This is a genomic window from Paenibacillus sp. NPDC058898, assembly GCF_049316025.1.
Lineage (GTDB): Bacteria > Bacillota > Bacilli > Paenibacillales > Paenibacillaceae > Paenibacillus_AQ.
The window spans coordinates 544827-559639 of the sequence record NZ_JBMOSM010000003.1 but is presented as its reverse complement, the minus strand read 5'-3'; the positions used below and the strand labels follow the sequence as shown (position 1 = coordinate 559639).

General features: G+C 48.1%; 19 protein-coding genes. All 19 read left to right on the top strand.

The window, feature by feature from the left end:
• Positions 1-8 precede the first annotated feature (8 nt).
• The 19 genes from fliG to flhB all read left to right on the top strand — a co-directional run bounded on the left by fliG (position 9) and on the right by flhB (position 14801).
• The gene (gene fliG, locus ACOZB4_RS10985) at positions 9-1025 is read left to right on the top strand and encodes a flagellar motor switch protein FliG (protein WP_071220479.1); all 1017 of its coding nucleotides are present in this window, start codon (positions 9-11) and stop codon (positions 1023-1025) included.
• Positions 1018-1872 carry a FliH/SctL family protein gene (locus ACOZB4_RS10980; protein ID WP_379404701.1) on the top strand — a complete coding sequence of 285 codons (855 nt, stop codon included), beginning with the start codon at positions 1018-1020 and terminating at the stop codon, positions 1870-1872. Before fliG ends, ACOZB4_RS10980 begins: the two co-directional genes overlap by 8 nt.
• On the top strand, positions 1856-3175 hold the full coding sequence (gene fliI, locus ACOZB4_RS10975; RefSeq protein WP_379404699.1) for a flagellar protein export ATPase FliI: 1320 nt from the start codon (positions 1856-1858) through the stop codon (positions 3173-3175). The genes ACOZB4_RS10980 and fliI overlap by 17 nt, the downstream gene beginning before the upstream one ends.
• A 9-nt stretch (positions 3176-3184) precedes the next feature.
• On the top strand, positions 3185-3628 hold the full coding sequence (gene fliJ, locus ACOZB4_RS10970) for a flagellar export protein FliJ (protein WP_098747053.1): 444 nt from the start codon (positions 3185-3187) through the stop codon (positions 3626-3628).
• A 39-nt stretch (positions 3629-3667) separates the two neighbouring features.
• On the top strand, positions 3668-4600 hold the full coding sequence (locus ACOZB4_RS10965) for a kinesin (protein WP_379404696.1): 933 nt from the start codon (positions 3668-3670) through the stop codon (positions 4598-4600).
• A gap of 47 nt (positions 4601-4647) precedes the next feature.
• On the top strand, positions 4648-5991 hold the full coding sequence (locus ACOZB4_RS10960) for a flagellar hook-length control protein FliK (RefSeq protein WP_379404694.1): 1344 nt from the start codon (positions 4648-4650) through the stop codon (positions 5989-5991).
• Between the two features lie 20 nt (positions 5992-6011).
• The gene (locus ACOZB4_RS10955) at positions 6012-6605 is read left to right on the top strand and encodes a flagellar hook capping FlgD N-terminal domain-containing protein (protein WP_379404692.1); all 594 of its coding nucleotides are present in this window, start codon (positions 6012-6014) and stop codon (positions 6603-6605) included.
• A complete protein-coding gene (locus tag ACOZB4_RS10950) occupies positions 6602-6991 on the top strand; it encodes a TIGR02530 family flagellar biosynthesis protein (RefSeq protein WP_076324987.1) in 390 nt (129 codons plus the stop codon). The genes ACOZB4_RS10955 and ACOZB4_RS10950 overlap by 4 nt, the downstream gene beginning before the upstream one ends.
• A 73-nt stretch (positions 6992-7064) precedes the next feature.
• Positions 7065-7889 carry a flagellar basal body rod protein FlgG gene (gene flgG / locus ACOZB4_RS10945; protein ID WP_379404689.1) on the top strand — a complete coding sequence of 275 codons (825 nt, stop codon included), beginning with the start codon at positions 7065-7067 and terminating at the stop codon, positions 7887-7889.
• A 51-nt stretch (positions 7890-7940) separates the two neighbouring features.
• A complete protein-coding gene (locus tag ACOZB4_RS10940) occupies positions 7941-8165 on the top strand; it encodes a flagellar FlbD family protein (RefSeq protein ID WP_379404687.1) in 225 nt (74 codons plus the stop codon).
• A complete protein-coding gene (locus ACOZB4_RS10935) occupies positions 8162-8620 on the top strand; it encodes a flagellar basal body-associated FliL family protein (RefSeq protein WP_076324985.1) in 459 nt (152 codons plus the stop codon). The genes ACOZB4_RS10940 and ACOZB4_RS10935 overlap by 4 nt, the downstream gene beginning before the upstream one ends.
• 35 nt (positions 8621-8655) lie before the next feature.
• Positions 8656-9654: a flagellar motor switch protein FliM gene (fliM, locus tag ACOZB4_RS10930; protein WP_076324984.1), complete on the top strand. Its 999-nt coding sequence runs from the start codon at positions 8656-8658 to the stop codon at positions 9652-9654.
• Positions 9644-10903 (top strand): flagellar motor switch phosphatase FliY, encoded by a 1260-nt coding sequence (fliY, locus tag ACOZB4_RS10925; RefSeq protein ID WP_339266224.1) that lies wholly within the window; start codon positions 9644-9646, stop codon positions 10901-10903. Before fliM ends, fliY begins: the two co-directional genes overlap by 11 nt.
• A gap of 29 nt (positions 10904-10932) precedes the next feature.
• A complete protein-coding gene (locus tag ACOZB4_RS10920) occupies positions 10933-11298 on the top strand; it encodes a response regulator (protein WP_006211317.1) in 366 nt (121 codons plus the stop codon).
• A gap of 11 nt (positions 11299-11309) precedes the next feature.
• Entirely contained in the window at positions 11310-11834 is a 525-nt protein-coding gene (locus ACOZB4_RS10915; protein ID WP_076324982.1) for a FliO/MopB family protein, read from the top strand.
• Positions 11831-12583 carry a flagellar type III secretion system pore protein FliP gene (gene fliP, locus ACOZB4_RS10910; RefSeq protein WP_100538065.1) on the top strand — a complete coding sequence of 251 codons (753 nt, stop codon included), beginning with the start codon at positions 11831-11833 and terminating at the stop codon, positions 12581-12583. The genes ACOZB4_RS10915 and fliP overlap by 4 nt, the downstream gene beginning before the upstream one ends.
• A 39-nt stretch (positions 12584-12622) precedes the next feature.
• A complete protein-coding gene (gene fliQ, locus ACOZB4_RS10905; protein WP_009594725.1) occupies positions 12623-12892 on the top strand; it encodes a flagellar biosynthesis protein FliQ in 270 nt (89 codons plus the stop codon).
• Positions 12893-12903: 11 nt separating this feature from the next.
• The gene (fliR, locus tag ACOZB4_RS10900; protein WP_076324980.1) at positions 12904-13692 is read left to right on the top strand and encodes a flagellar biosynthetic protein FliR; all 789 of its coding nucleotides are present in this window, start codon (positions 12904-12906) and stop codon (positions 13690-13692) included.
• 20 nt (positions 13693-13712) lie between these two features.
• The gene (gene flhB, locus ACOZB4_RS10895; RefSeq protein ID WP_098747031.1) at positions 13713-14801 is read left to right on the top strand and encodes a flagellar biosynthesis protein FlhB; all 1089 of its coding nucleotides are present in this window, start codon (positions 13713-13715) and stop codon (positions 14799-14801) included.
• Positions 14802-14813 lie beyond the last annotated feature (12 nt).

Sequence of the window (14813 nt, the reverse complement as noted above, 5' to 3'; positions counted from 1 at the left end):
TGGAAGCATTGGCTAAGGGAAATAACCAAATGTTAAGCGGACGTCAAAAAGCGGCTATACTGCTCATTACACTTGGCCCGGAAGTGTCCGCTCAAATATTTAAGCATCTTCGAGATGAAGAAATTGAACAATTAACGCTGGAGATTGCGAATGTTCGCAAAGTCGACAGTGATGAGAAAGATAGCATTATTCAGGAATTTCATCAAATTTGTCTAGCCCAGGAATACATCTCGCAAGGCGGTATTAATTACGCTAAAGAGATTTTGGAGAAGGCACTTGGACAGCAAAAAGCGATGGAAGTGATCAACAGACTGACAGCAACGCTTCAAGTAAGACCGTTTGATTTTGCCCGCAAAGCGGACCCAAGCCAAATCCTGAACTTTATACAGAACGAAAATGCACAGACCATTGCACTCGTCTTGTCCTATCTTCAATACGAGCAGGCATCCGCGATCCTATCTTCGCTTCCGCAAGAGAAGCAGGCCGAAGTAGCGCGTAGGGTTGCAGTCATGGACAGTACTTCACCAGAAGTCATCGCTCAGGTGGAACGCGTGCTGGAACAGAAGCTGTCGGCGACGGTTACGCAGGATTACACCAGTGCGGGTGGCATTGAATCCATCGTTCAAATTTTGAACGGCGTTGACCGAGGAACGGAACGAACAATCCTCGACTCTCTGGAAATCCAGGATCCTGAGCTCGCAGAAGAAATCAAGAAGCGGATGTTCGTATTCGAAGATATAGTCAACGTGGACAACCGTTCGATACAGCGTATTATCCGCGATGTCGAGAACGCCGATTTACAACTTGCACTCAAGGTGGCAAGCGAAGAGGTACGGGATGTCATTTTCCGCAACATGTCCAAGCGTATGGCCGAAACCTTCCGCGAAGAAATGGAATACATGGGACCGGTGCGGCTGCGTGATGTAGAGGAAGCTCAGACGCGGATTGTAAGCACGATCCGAAGACTCGAAGAAGCGGGCGAGGTCATTATTGCTCGCGGCGGAGGAGATGACATCATTGTCTAACTTGATCAAATCGTCCCACTATAAACCGATGGATGTGTTGAAAGAGTTGGATCTTGCTCGTCGTTACGCGTCACCAACCCAGGAAACGGTCGAGGAATATACTCCCCCGACTGCCGAGCCGGCTGTTGTACAGACGCTGGCTGAAGCTGAACGCTTAAAGCATGAGATGCTGAAGGATGCTCAAGAGTTTGCCGAAAGGCAAATCCGTGAGGCTTCGGAAGAGGCGGAGCGGCTGTTGAGTGAAGCGCAGCAGCAGATTGAAGCGTGGTGGACCGAAAGAAGGCTTCAGGACGAGGATTTGTCTGAAACGCTGAAGATGGAAGGGTTTAACCAAGGATACGCCGAGGGCTCAGCCAAGGCAGAACTTGAGATGAAGGAACTGATGGAGCAAGCGACTTTGCAAGCGAGTGAATTGCTTCAGCTCGCCCATCAAGCTAAGGATGATTTAATTCAGGAAGCGGAGCCGTTCTTGGTGGAGCTCAGCTGCAGCATAGCGGAAAAAGTACTGGATCATCAGCTTGCGATTGAACCTGATTTCACGCTGGAGTTGATTCGAAAGAACCTGGCACGCAAGCGGGAAAAAGGAGTCATCTCCCTTTGCGTAGCTCCTGAGCAATTCGAATTTGTATACGCAGCACGGGAAGAGCTCGGATTATCGATCGATTCTCAGGCAGAACTTCAAATTTTGCCGGATTCCACGGTTAAAGATCGAGGGTGCGTGATCAGGTCTTCCTTCGGAAGCGTGGATGCCCGCATCGATACACAGCTAGCCGAGATCAAAAAAGAACTCGTGCGGTTCGCTCTTGATGATGAGGAACGGAGAAATCAAGATGAAGAAGCTGAATAGCGCGCGGTATATGGATTATCTGAAACATCTGGACCCCGTTCGCATCAACGGCAAAGTTACGCAGGTTATCGGGTTGATGGTGGAGTCCGAAGGTCCGGATGCAAGCATCGGCGATGTTTGTTACATCTATCCCACGAAGCAATCCAAGCCGCTCAAAGCGGAGGTTGTGGGTTTTAGAGACAACAAAGTGTTGCTGATGCCTCTCGGCGAGCTTCACTCTATTGGTCCCGGCTGTGATGTAGTCGGTACCGGCAAACCCCTGAGCGTGCAGGTAGGTTCGGAACTGCTGGGCAAAGTGCTCGACGGATTGGGACAACCACTGGACGGATCTATCATTCCGGCGCGTATGCCGCATTATTCAACCCATAATGTCCCTCAGAACCCGCTCAATAGGCCGAGGGTTCAGGAGCCGATCAGCATCGGCGTCCGCGCGATTGACGGATTGCTATCTATCGGCAAAGGCCAGCGGGTCGGCATATTCGCCGGATCTGGTGTCGGGAAGAGTACTCTGATGGGAATGATCGCTCGAAACACATCTGCCGATGTCAATGTCATTGCTTTGATCGGAGAACGTGGACGCGAGGTGCTGGACTTCATAGAACGGGATTTGGGCCCCGAGGGGTTAAAACGGTCCGTCGTGATTGTAGCGACCTCGGATCAACCGGCACTCATCCGTATTAAGGGAGCCTTGATTGCTACAACGATCGCTGAATATTTCCGGGATCGCGGCCTGAATGTGATGCTGATGATGGATTCCGTTACCCGCTATGCGATGGCGCAGCGTGAAGTAGGCCTTGCCGTAGGAGAACCGCCGGCCATGCGTGGTTATACTCCGTCTGTTTTTGCAAGTCTGCCGAAGCTTCTGGAACGCGCAGGCACAGGGCCAACGGGCTCGATTACCGCTTTTTACACGGTGCTGGTAGACGGAGATGACATGAACGAACCGATCGCGGATGCGGTCAGGGGGATCCTCGATGGTCATATCGTTTTAAACCGGAATATAGCGAACAAAGGGCATTTCCCGGCTATCGATGTGCTGGCTAGCATTAGCCGCGTAATGAAAGATATTTCGCCGGAGGAACAAATCGATGCTTCCGAGAACGTAAAGCGGCTGATGGCGATATACAAGGACTCGGAGGATTTGATCAATATTGGGGCATATCAACAGGGCTCGAATGCTGATATCGATGAATCGATTGAATATATCGGCCAAATATGGGATTTCACGAAGCAAAAAGTGAATGAGAAGACAACATTGAATGAGGTTCAGGAACGTTTGATTTCCGAGTTTTCAAGGAGATGACTTTGAAGAATGAAATTTCATTATGCATTCCAGAAAATCGTAGACCTGAAAAGCAACGAGAAAACGCAAGCCGAATGGATGCTGTCAAGTGCCATCGGGAAGCTGCAGGCAGAAGAGAAAAGTCTGAATGAGCTGTATGAGATGCGGGATCAAATGTATCGCGCTCAGCAGGAGGTGGCATCGCGATGCGTGCCGGTTGCTGAGATCCGAAACATTCAGGTATATGCAGAGTACTTGGAAGAATGCATTGAGCGGAAACGGGATGACATACGAATCGCTCATGTCAATGTAACGAAGAAACAAAAGGTATTGTCTGATAAGATGCTTGACGAAAAAGTGTGGTTAAAGGCAAGAGATAAATCCCAAGAAAAGTTCCGGCATGAAAGTCTCCTTCGGGAACAAAACGAGCTGGACGAAATGGCGACGGTACGTTTTGCGATCAAAGCCCGATAAGGTTTGCAAACACCGAAGGGTTATGACCGCGAAGGAGGAATGAGAGTGGCACGAAAAGACATGCCGCTTGATAAGGAAGAATCAGGCGGAGGATTTGAACGGATACTGTTGATTTTGGTACCTGCTATATTCACGATTGTTCTGCTCGGGGCGCTTGCCGTATTTTTTAGAGCCGATGTGCGGGATGGACTAATCGATGTAGCTAATAAAATTCCGGTTATCAAGAACTGGGTCCCGGATCCGGTGCTGACCCCGGAAGAGCAGAAACTCAAAGAAGCGAAGCAGCAGGAAGAAAGCGCGGAAGCAACGATTGTTGAACTCAAGAAGCAGCTTGCCGAACGTGAAGAAACATTAAATGAAGTATCAGAGCAAAAGGCAGCACAGGAAAACAAGGTGAAAGAGCTGGAAACCCAGATTGATTCGATGCAGAGCACACCGACAAGCGGTGAGACAGAAGAGGAAGACGCGTATACCAAGCAGATTCGTGAACTGTCCAAGCTCTACGCCGACATGAGTCCAAGCAAAGCCGCACCGATTATGCAAAACCTTACGCAGGAAGAAATGGTGCTTATGCTTAGTCAGATGAAGAGCAGCAACCGGGTTGCCATTCTGCAGAAAATGGATCCGAAAACGGCAGCGGATGTAACCATGATGCTTAAAGATGCTGAGACTTCTGAAGATTTGGCCATCGCGGCTTTGCAATCCAGACTCAAGAAGAACGAAACGGAGGCAGCGCAGAAGAAGTCATCCGACAATCTGGATAAAAACCAGTTGAATCAGACCTTTGCCGGAATGACACCCGCCAATGCTGCCGAGCTGCTGATGCAAACGTACAAGATCAGTCCCGCTAAGACCATGACCATTTTAAATACAGTGGATGATGCTACTCGTTCACGGATTTTAAATGCGATGTCCTCGAAAGATGCGGAGCTGGCAGCAAAGATATTGAATCGCCTGATGGGCTCTAAATAAGCTCTGAAATGAATCTCCATCCCCAGGAAAGGAGGTGAAATAAGACGATGACAATAACGGTACAAAACATGTCTTCATCCGTGAGCAGTCCCTCGGGAAGCGGAAAGACAAGCGCGGCGGGTCAAACGACAGCGGCTGTTTCCTTTGATGCGACACTGGCTTACCAGATGAACAGCAGCGGTAACAGCGCTTCAACAACTTCGACGGAAGTCGCTGCCAAGCTGGAATCCTTGCTAACACAGTATTCTTCGGAAACCGATGCATCACTTGAAGGCTTGATGGAATTGCTCCAAGGTTTGCTGCAGGAGCTGGACACCATGGATCAGGCATTAATGGAGGATCCATCCTTATTGCAAGAGCTGCAGAACTGGCTAACGCAAGCGAATCTTATGCTGAGCGGAGCTTCTCCTCAAGCACAAGAAAATTCGGATGGGAATGAGATATCTCCATTGGCTTCCAGACCAGAGACCATTCGATTTGCAGTACAGGATACGATCAGCCAGCTGGCATCGATGCTGTCCAAATCTGGTCAGGTGGATCTGACTACCGAAGCTGCTGTAAAACAGCTTGTCCAATCTTTCCATAGTCTGCTTGGTCAAGGAACAGGGACCGGGGAGAGTAAGGCAAGCGGCAGTTTTGATAACATTCTGGCCCAAAAGCAACCGGATGCCGTTCAGTCTAACGTATCCACGAATACTTCAGGACAGTCGGCTTCATCACAAACAACGGGCCAAGCGAATGCCAAGTGGTCATCGCTGACGACAAGTACCGACGCTGATGGTACAGCAACTGAGTTCGTGATTAACGAAGGCGATTCGCTGTTGGGGCAAGGAACGGTCACTGCCGGTCAGCTAGCCCTGCGTTCAGGTACGCAAGTTGCAGTAAAGCCTGCAGCTCCGCCGGTGCCTGTTGAGAACTTTGGAAGCGAAATGACTTCCTTCATTATTAATAAGCTCGAAATCGTGAAACAAACCGGTTTTACGGAAGCGAGAATCTCCTTGAATCCGGAACATCTGGGTCAAGTAGATATCAAACTTACGATGCAGAATGGCCAATTAATCGCCCAGTTCATGACACGTTCGACGGATGCTAAAGAGCTGATTGACCAGCAAATGGCACAGCTTCGAAGCGCATTGCAAGCTCAAGGGCTGCAGATCGAGAAAATTGAAGTTACGCAGAGCAGCCAGCCTTCCAATGCGAATCTTTATCAAGACGGCCGTCAGCCTGGATCAGGCCAGCAGCAGCCGCAGCACCGCTCAAAGGAGAAGGATAGACCTTCCGATGATGCCGTGCTGGCCGCAAATCTGACGGAAGAATTGAACGATTGGATTGCTGAGCATCAAGCCGACGATGAACTTGTACAAGCAGGAACATTTACCGCGAAAGCCTAACAGTGAGGAGGTGAGCTTGGATGGCAACTAATCCGGTATCTACGAAAAATATGTGGCCCAACTATGCTAAAGGGAATGTCAGCAGTAAAAACGGAAACGGCCAGGAGCTTGGAAAGGATCAGTTCTTGAGCATCCTGATTACGCAATTAAGGCACCAGGATCCGCTTCAGCCGATGCAGGACCGGGAGTTTATTGCCCAAATGGCCCAGTTTACTTCCCTGGAGCAGCTGATGAATATCAATACTCAATTAACGGCGATGAGTCAGTCTCTGGGCGCTGCTTCAAGTTTGATCGGTAAACAGATCAGCTGGATGTTCAAGCCGGAGGATGGTTCGGAGTCCGTCATGAAGAGCGGTATCGTAGATTCCATCATTGTTCGTGAAGGCGTCCATTATGCCAAAGTCGGTGACAGTGAAGTATCGCTTGACCAGATTGTGAAAATCGAGAACGCTGTAACCGAGAATGATCCAGATGCATTGAATTCAGGTCCGACAGATCCTGAAATAAACAATCCGGATCCTTCCGTACCCGAAACAGGCAATCCCGATCCGTCAGTTCCTGAAGCCGGAGATCCCGGACGAGGGGGAGAAGAGCCTGGGGGAACAGCGCCATGAGTGACCGCATGATGATAGGCCATCTATACCCTGGAAAAATACATCCCGCGGCTCTTCATAATGAGCGAAAGATAGGACAAGCTCAGGCTTATCCACCCGCCGGGACGTTCCAGGAACTTTTAAATGAGAATCTGCTTAAAATCAGCAATCATGCGGCGAAGAGACTTCAGCAGCGCGGCATTGAATTAAAGGGTGATCAGCTTGCGCAGATCCAGAGCGCGGTGGACAAAGCTGCTGCGAAGGGGAGTAAGGAATCACTCATTCTGATGAAGGATATGGCTCTCATTGTAAATATTCCGAATCGGACCGTGGTCACTGCGATGGATGGTAAAGCGATGAAGGACAACGTATTCACGCAAATTGATAGTGCAGTTATTATCTCATAAATCTGGCTGGCCCGTGAGGAAGCCAGGCGGCCGCTGATCGACAGAAGCGGTCCATAACAAAGGAGGAAAATCGATGTTAAGATCCATGTATTCCGGTATTTCCGGAATGAGAGGTTTCCAAACCAAGCTTGATGTCATTGGTAATAACATTGCCAACGTAAACACAGTTGGGTTTAAAGCGGGACGTGTCATGTTTAAAGATATTCTCAGCCAAACGATGTCCGGTGTTACACCGGGAACCGACGATCCTACCGGTGGTGTAAACGCGAAGCAGGTCGGTCTTGGTGTATCGATCGGCTCGATCGATACATTGCATTCACCAGGGAGCGCAATGACTACCAATCAACCAACGGACCTGAGAATCGACGGAGACGGATTTTTCATGGTGAAGCTTAGCGAGGATCAAGATATGGCTTTCTTGACCCGCGCAGGTGACTTTCATGTAGACGTTGCGCGTAACCTGGTCACTTCGGACGGTATGCTCGTTCTTGATTCGAACGGTGATCCTATCCAGTTGGACGATGATGTAACGGCATTCACGATTGCGCAGAATGGCGCCATCATTCAGAAGATGAGTGACGGGACAACGGAAGAGGGAGCCATCATCGGCGTTGCGAAAATTCCGAATCCGGAAGGTCTGGAGAAGATCGGCGGCAATTTATATCGCGTAACGCTGAATGCAATCCCGGATGGCGACTTGGATGCCGTAAGGTTTGAAGCGAACGACGCTGAGGCAGGGACGGGTGCCATTATCGCTGGACAGCTCGAGATGTCCAACGTTGACCTGACCAGCGAATTTTCGGAAATGATTGTCTCACAGCGCGGCTTCCAAGCCAACTCCCGGATTATCACGACTTCGGACGAAGTGCTTCAAGAAGTTGTCAATCTGAAACGATAAGGATGGAGAGGGAGGGGGAGCCCCCTCCCTCATTAAACAAGGAGGCTGTCCATGATATCGGTAACGAGGTTAAATGGTTCGCAGTTGTGGCTTAACGCGCTGTTGATAGAAATGGTTGAGGAGACTCCTGACACCTACATTACATTGATTAATGGAAAGCGCATGATTGTGCTTGAACGTGCAAATGAAATCATCGCTTCCGTTAAGGCGTATCATCACGAGGTAGGCATTCATCAAGCTACCATTAAAGTGCAGCAATTGGAGGAACCTTCATGAAAAAGATGCTCCCCTGGTTAATTACGATCCTGTTATCTATTACGTTGATTGTTGTCGCGATTTTCCTATTGTCGGACAAATTCGATAACAGTAAAAGTCAGGCTTCGGCTAATGCAGCGGCTTTATCCAAGTTGTCAGCCGATGAGATCGTCAAGATGACCTCGGAAATCACCGGGATCAAGACGAATCTCGCTGATCCTGAACATATTGCCCAGATGGCCTTTGCTTTTCAGCTTAATGACAAAAAAGCAAAGGAAGAATTCGATAAAATCAAGGAGATTAAAATCAAACCGATTATTATCAAAACGTTGGCCGACACGAAACCCGAGTTGCTTAATGACTCCAAAGGGCGCGAACAGTTTATTGGCAAGCTGCAGAACCTGATCAATAAGTCGTTAACGTCCGGGCAGTTAATTCAAATCGAAATGACAGAAGTAATGATCGTAGGTATCTAGACTGTTCGTCGGACGACCTGTAAGGGGGTGAGTAGATGGTTGATGTTTTATCGCAGAATGAGATCGATGCCTTATTGGCCGCTCTCTCTTCAGGGGAAATGGATGCTGAAGAACTGAAAAAAGAGGAAACGCAAAAGAAAATTCGTTCTTATGATTTTAAGAGGGCACTCCGGTTTTCCAAGGATCATATTCGGAGCTTGACCCGCATTCACGAGAATTTTGCACGATATCTTACTACTTATTTCTCAGCGCAATTACGTACTTTTGTGCAAATCAATGTGGTGCAGGTTGAACAGCTTCCATATGATGAATTTATTCGCTCCATACCCAAAATGACAGTTCTTAATATATTCGAGGCGGAACCGCTTGTCGGGCGCATGGTGCTTGAGGTCCATCCGAACATTGCTTACGCGATGCTGGACCGTTTGCTGGGAGGAACGGGTATTGCTCCTTCTTCCGTCAGCTCGATGACCGAAATCGAGACAATCATCATGGAGCGCATTTTCAGCCGGGCATTCGATAGTCTGCAGGAAGCGTGGAAAACGGTGCTGGACATCTCACCGCGCCTTGAGGCATTGGAAACGAATCCGCAATTTATGCAGATCGTTTCTCCGAACGAAACCATTGCGCTAATTTCCCTTAGCACCAAAATCGGCGATACCACGGGGATGATTAATCTGTGTATCCCGCATGTGGTGCTGGAACCGATCATGTCCAAGCTATCGGCGCATCAGTGGTTTATCTCGGAGAAAAAAGCGAGTGTTCCGGAGGAAGTAGACGCTCTTAAGCAGCGTGTAAGTAAAGCCAAGCTTCCGATTGTTGCCGAGCTGGGCGTTTCACAGCTTACCGTGTCCGAATTTTTAGGATTGAGTGTCGGCGACGTCATCTCATTAAACAAACCGATGCATGATGGACTTTCCATAAAGGTTGGGGACAGATTAAAGTTTATTGGCAGTCCCGGAACGATAAAAGACCGGGTTGCTGTACAAATCGATGAAATTGTCATCGAAGGAGCTGAAGAATTTGACGAGTAAAGACTATTTATCCCAGGAAGAAATCGACGCTTTGTTAAAACAGTCGGAAATGGCATCACCAGCATCAATTCCTTCGGCGGCGACTGTCGATGATGTATTAACACCTCTAGAGCAGGACGCGCTTGGTGAGATTGGTAACATTACCTTTGGGAGTGCTGCAACCGCTCTGTCTACCTTGCTGGGCAAAAAAGTGGATATCACGACACCCAAAGTGTCGATCATTAAGCGAAGCGAGTTTGAGGAAGAATTTCCGAAGCCGCATGTAGCGGTACATGTTACTTATGTGGATGGATTTGAAGGAATTAACTCTCTAGTCATTAAAACACGTGATGCTCAGGTCATTGCTGATCTGATGTTAGGCGGGGAAGGCAACCCCGTGGAAGAGGAACTCAACGAGATTCATATCAGTGCCGTTCAGGAAGCGATGAACCAGATGATGGGCTCTTCCGCAACGAGCATGTCAACGATTTTTAACCGGTTTGTCAATATATCGCCGCCAGGCATTGACATTCTGAATATGGCCAATGGTGAAGGGGTTAACAACCTTCCGCCGGATGAAACATTGATTAAGATTTCATTCCGATTAATTATCGGTGACCTTATTGATTCAACCATTATGCAGCTGCTTCCCGTTCATTTTTCCAAGGATATGGTTCACATGCTTATCAACGGGACGGAAGAGCCGCAGCCTGCGAAGCAGGAAGCCGCGCCGACGGTGGAAGCACCTGTCAGTACACAGGAACCGGCTCAAGCACCGGCTAACCCTGTTAATGGCAATGACATGGGCCAAGGATTCGACTACGGACAAGGCTACGGCCAGCCAGTGCAAGGACAGGGAGGACAGATCCCGCAGTCCATGCCATATGGACAGCCGCAGATGCCTTACCAAGGGCAGCCGCAACAGTATGGCGGCATGCCAAATCGTAATGTGAATGTACAGCCCGTACAGTTCGCTAATCTGCAATCTGCGCCATACACCCAGGTGGATGAAAACAATCTGAACTTACTGATGGACATTCCCCTTAAAGTCACCGTAGAATTAGGGAGGACTCAAAAGCAAATTAAGGATATCCTGGAAATGTCACAAGGTTCGATCATCGAGTTGGACAAGCTTGCCGGTGAGCCTGTAGACATCCTTGTCAATCATAAACTGATTGCCAAAGGCGAGGTCGTTGTTATCGATGAGAACTTTGGTGTACGCGTGACGGATATCGTAAGCCAATGGGACCGGATTCAAAAATTACAATAGCACAAACATTTTAGGGAGGATTTTTATCAATGGCTAACCGAATTCTGATTGTGGACGATGCTGCATTTATGAGAATGATGATCCGTGACATATTGGTCAAGAACGGATTCGAGGTTGTGGGAGAAGCACAGGACGGTGCGCAAGCAATCGAGAAATTTAAAGAACTTCGTCCAGATCTGATTACGATGGATATTACGATGCCGGAAATGGATGGTATCGCAGCGCTGAAAGAGATTAAAAAAGTCGATGCGAACGCAAAAGTGATTATGTGCTCTGCCATGGGCCAACAAGCGATGGTTATTGATGCGATTCAAGCTGGAGCCAAGGACTTTATCGTTAAACCGTTCCAATCGGACAGAGTCATTGAAGCCATCAATAAGACGCTTGGCGTATAAGGATTCTTCTTATGATGATGGCAGCTTCTGATGGATTAAGCTCAAGTAGTACTACCGGGTATTATTTACAGTTATTTTATGTCTTTATCGTACTTGCCATCATTGTTGCGTTGATCGTGTTCCTGATTCGCTTTCTCAGCAGAAAGAATCAGAGCTGGATGCAGGGCCGCTCCATTCGTACTTTGGGTGCGGTTGGGATGGGCCCTAACAAGTCCCTTCAGCTCGTCGAAATTGGGGGCATCATCTATGTGATCGGAGTTGGCGAAGACGTCCGGTTGGTGGACAAAATTTCTGATCCAGCTGAAGTTGCGCTTATCCAAGCTGCATTTGAACAGGATTCTGGAATACATAATGGGGCACTGCCGCCTTTCATAACGAAATTGGCGGCAAAACTCCGTAAAGGCAAACCACCGGAAGAAATGGAATTGGACGATACATCTTCTTTCCATGAAGTGTTCGAATCCAAGCTGCGCAGCGTACCGAACCGGAAAGAAAAGGTCGAAGAATTGCTGCGGGAGGATCAAAAAGATTCATGAATAAAAAGATCTCGTACGCTATCGCGATTTTCATATTGTTTGGATTTCTGTTTTCCCATACAGCATTTGCGGATCCGATTCCAAACATCGATATTCAAATCGGCAATGAGGGAGACACACCGGGGACAAGCTCCTTGTCCTTGATACTCCTGATCACCATTCTTAGCATTGCACCGGCGATACTGGTGCTGATGACTAGTTTTACAAGGATTGTTATCGTGCTTGGCTTTGTCCGCACTTCGCTCGGCACACAGCAAACACCGCCAAACCAAGTGTTGATCGGCCTGGCCCTGTTTCTTACCTTATTCGTAATGGCTCCAACGTTGTCGTCGATAAATGATGTAGCGCTCCAGCCCTACCTAAAAGGTGAGATTACCCAAGCGGAAGCGCTGGATAAGGCTCAAGATCCAATGAAGAAGTTCATGTTCGCGCACACACGGGAAAAGGATCTATTGTTGTTCATGAATTACACAGGCGCAGAGAAACCCGAATCTTACGAGGATATTCCGTTAACGGTTTTGGTACCGGCATTTGCCATTAGTGAGCTGAAGACTGGCTTTCAAATGGGCTTTATGATCTTCATTCCGTTTCTGGTCATCGATATCGTGGTTGCCAGCGTGCTGATGGCGATGGGTATGATGATGCTGCCGCCAGTTATGATCTCGCTGCCATTCAAGATTTTGCTCTTCGTTTTGGTAGACGGCTGGTATCTGGTCGTGAAATCCATGCTGATGAGCTTTAACACGTAGCAATAAGCGGCAAGTAATTCGAATACAGGGGGACTCGCCGTGAGCGCTGAATTTATTATCGGTCTGGCAGGACAAGCGGTCTATATTGTGCTCCAGGTGAGTGCACCGATGCTGGTTCTCGCACTGGTTGTCGGACTTATCATCAGTATTTTTCAAGCGACAACACAAATCCAGGAACAGACGCTGGCTTTCGTACCAAAAATTATTATTGTTCTTGTAGCATTACTGCTGTTTGGTCCTTGGATATTAACGACGTTAGTGGATTTTACCCACGGGATTTTGGACAATCTCTACAAATATATCGGATAGGCTGAGTGTCCATGGAATGGTTACAGCAAAGTTTACCTGTTTTCATGCTTATTTTTTGTCGAATAACAGCTTTTTTTGTAATATCGCCAGTGTTTACTTCACGCGGTATACCTGCTTCTTACAAAATAGGCCTTTCGGCCATCATTGCCCTGATCGTATATTTTTCGTTCGGGCTCGGAGAAGTGGTTCCGCAAGATCTGTCTTATGTCATATTGATTGTCCAGGAAGTATTGGTGGGACTGCTTCTTGGTTTCACTGCTTATCTTATTATGACCGTCGTCCAAACGGCAGGAGCATTAATTGATATTCAGATCGGGTTCAGCATGGCCAATGTCATCGATCCATTTACAGGGACTTCAACCCCATTAATCGGTACCTTCAAGTATTATCTGGCTCTACTGGTATTTCTGAGCATGAATGGTCACCATTATCTGCTCGATGCGATCATGTACAGCTATGATTGGATTCCGATTACGGGTGATGTGTTTGGGAAGATCCATGACGGCAATGTAACGGATTTTCTCGTACGGACATTCTCGCACTCTTTTGTATTGGCACTTCAAATGGCGGCTCCGCTGGTAGCAGCCCTGTTCCTGACCGATGTCGGGCTTGGCTTTCTGGCAAGGACGGCACCGCAGTTCAATGTATTTGTTATAGGTATTATCATCAAAATCATCGTTGGACTCGTGCTGCTGATGCTGCTCATGCCGATGCTGGTGTCACTATTTGATCATCTGTTTGCCAAAATGTTTGAAGCACTCCGGCAGTTGCTCGGCGTTATTGGAGACGGGCCGACTTAAGGAGGATGGAGGTGAAGCAGATGTCATACCGGTATCCGGTCGACTTACAGCTTTTCGCTGGTGAAAAGACGGAGAAAGCAACACCGAAGAAACGCCAGGATACGCGTAAGAAAGGCCAAGTTGCCAAGAGTATGGAGGTATCGGGTGCATCGGTTTTGCTGGCCGCATTCTTTTGCTTGTTAATTTTCGGCGGGTATATGAGAGACCGCATCGTTCGATTATTCACCGACATTTATATTAATCGGCTCTCCATGGACGTTACGAAAGACAATGTGATGCAGTTATTTGGGGAGTATGGTGTCCAAATCTTGCTTCTGCTGGCTCCGTTGTTTATCTCGGTGTTCGTTATTGCGCTGGTGGCTAATTATTTGCAGGTCGGGTTTATGCTGACGGGCGAGACTTTGAAAATGAAGTTCAGTAAAATCGATCCCATCAAAGGGTTCAAGAACATATTCTCGATGCGTTCCTTGGTCGAATTTTTGAAATCGGTCATTAAATTGACCATCATCGGTTACCTCGTGTACACCACCTTGTGGGCTGCGAGGGAAGGACTATCTTCCTTGTCAACGATGGGACCCGACACCATTTTTCATTTCGTGGCCGATATCACCATGTCACTGGGTTTCAAGATTGCCATCGGGCTGATTATCCTAGCCATTCTGGATTATATGTATCAGAAATATGATTACGAAAAAAACATTCGAATGTCCAAACAGGACATCAAAGACGAGTACAAGAAGATGGAGGGCGATCCGCTGATTAAGGGAAAGATCAGGGAACGCCAGCGTCGGATGGCACTTCAGCGGATGATGCAGGAAGTCCCGAATGCCGACGTTATCATCACAAACCCGACCCACTTTGCAGTGGCGATCAAATATGACGGGTCCATGATGGAAGCTCCGCAGATCATTGCGAAGGGCCAGGATTTCATGGCCTTGCGGATTAAAGAAATAGCGAAGGAACACGGAATTATAACGATGGAAAACAAGCCGCTGGCACGCGCTTTGTACCAACGGTCGGAAATCGGGGATTCGATTCCGGGAGACCTGTTCCAGGCCGTAGCGGAAGTGCTGGCCTATGTATATAAACTAAAAGGTAAAGTGAAATAATTAGGGACCGGA

Bases quoted from the DNA above. Each gene is read 5' to 3' on its own strand.
- ACOZB4_RS10915 (WP_076324982.1), top strand. From the start codon at position 11,310: ATGATGATGGCAGCTTCTGATGGATTAAGCTCAAGTAGTACTACCGGG.
- flgG (WP_379404689.1), top strand. From the start codon at position 7,065: ATGTTAAGATCCATGTATTCCGGTATTTCCGGAATGAGAGGTTTCCAA.
- fliI (WP_379404699.1), top strand. From the start codon at position 1,856: ATGAAGAAGCTGAATAGCGCGCGGTATATGGATTATCTGAAACATCTG.
- ACOZB4_RS10950 (WP_076324987.1), top strand. From the start codon at position 6,602: ATGAGTGACCGCATGATGATAGGCCATCTATACCCTGGAAAAATACAT.
- ACOZB4_RS10940 (WP_379404687.1), top strand. From the start codon at position 7,941: ATGATATCGGTAACGAGGTTAAATGGTTCGCAGTTGTGGCTTAACGCG.
- ACOZB4_RS10955 (WP_379404692.1), top strand. From the start codon at position 6,012: ATGGCAACTAATCCGGTATCTACGAAAAATATGTGGCCCAACTATGCT.
- ACOZB4_RS10960 (WP_379404694.1), top strand. From the start codon at position 4,648: ATGACAATAACGGTACAAAACATGTCTTCATCCGTGAGCAGTCCCTCG.
- ACOZB4_RS10935 (WP_076324985.1), top strand. From the start codon at position 8,162: ATGAAAAAGATGCTCCCCTGGTTAATTACGATCCTGTTATCTATTACG.
- fliR (WP_076324980.1), top strand. From the start codon at position 12,904: ATGGAATGGTTACAGCAAAGTTTACCTGTTTTCATGCTTATTTTTTGT.
- fliP (WP_100538065.1), top strand. From the start codon at position 11,831: ATGAATAAAAAGATCTCGTACGCTATCGCGATTTTCATATTGTTTGGA.
- fliJ (WP_098747053.1), top strand. From the start codon at position 3,185: ATGAAATTTCATTATGCATTCCAGAAAATCGTAGACCTGAAAAGCAAC.
- fliM (WP_076324984.1), top strand. From the start codon at position 8,656: ATGGTTGATGTTTTATCGCAGAATGAGATCGATGCCTTATTGGCCGCT.
- ACOZB4_RS10920 (WP_006211317.1), top strand. From the start codon at position 10,933: ATGGCTAACCGAATTCTGATTGTGGACGATGCTGCATTTATGAGAATG.
- flhB (WP_098747031.1), top strand. From the start codon at position 13,713: ATGTCATACCGGTATCCGGTCGACTTACAGCTTTTCGCTGGTGAAAAG.
- ACOZB4_RS10965 (WP_379404696.1), top strand. From the start codon at position 3,668: ATGAGAGTGGCACGAAAAGACATGCCGCTTGATAAGGAAGAATCAGGC.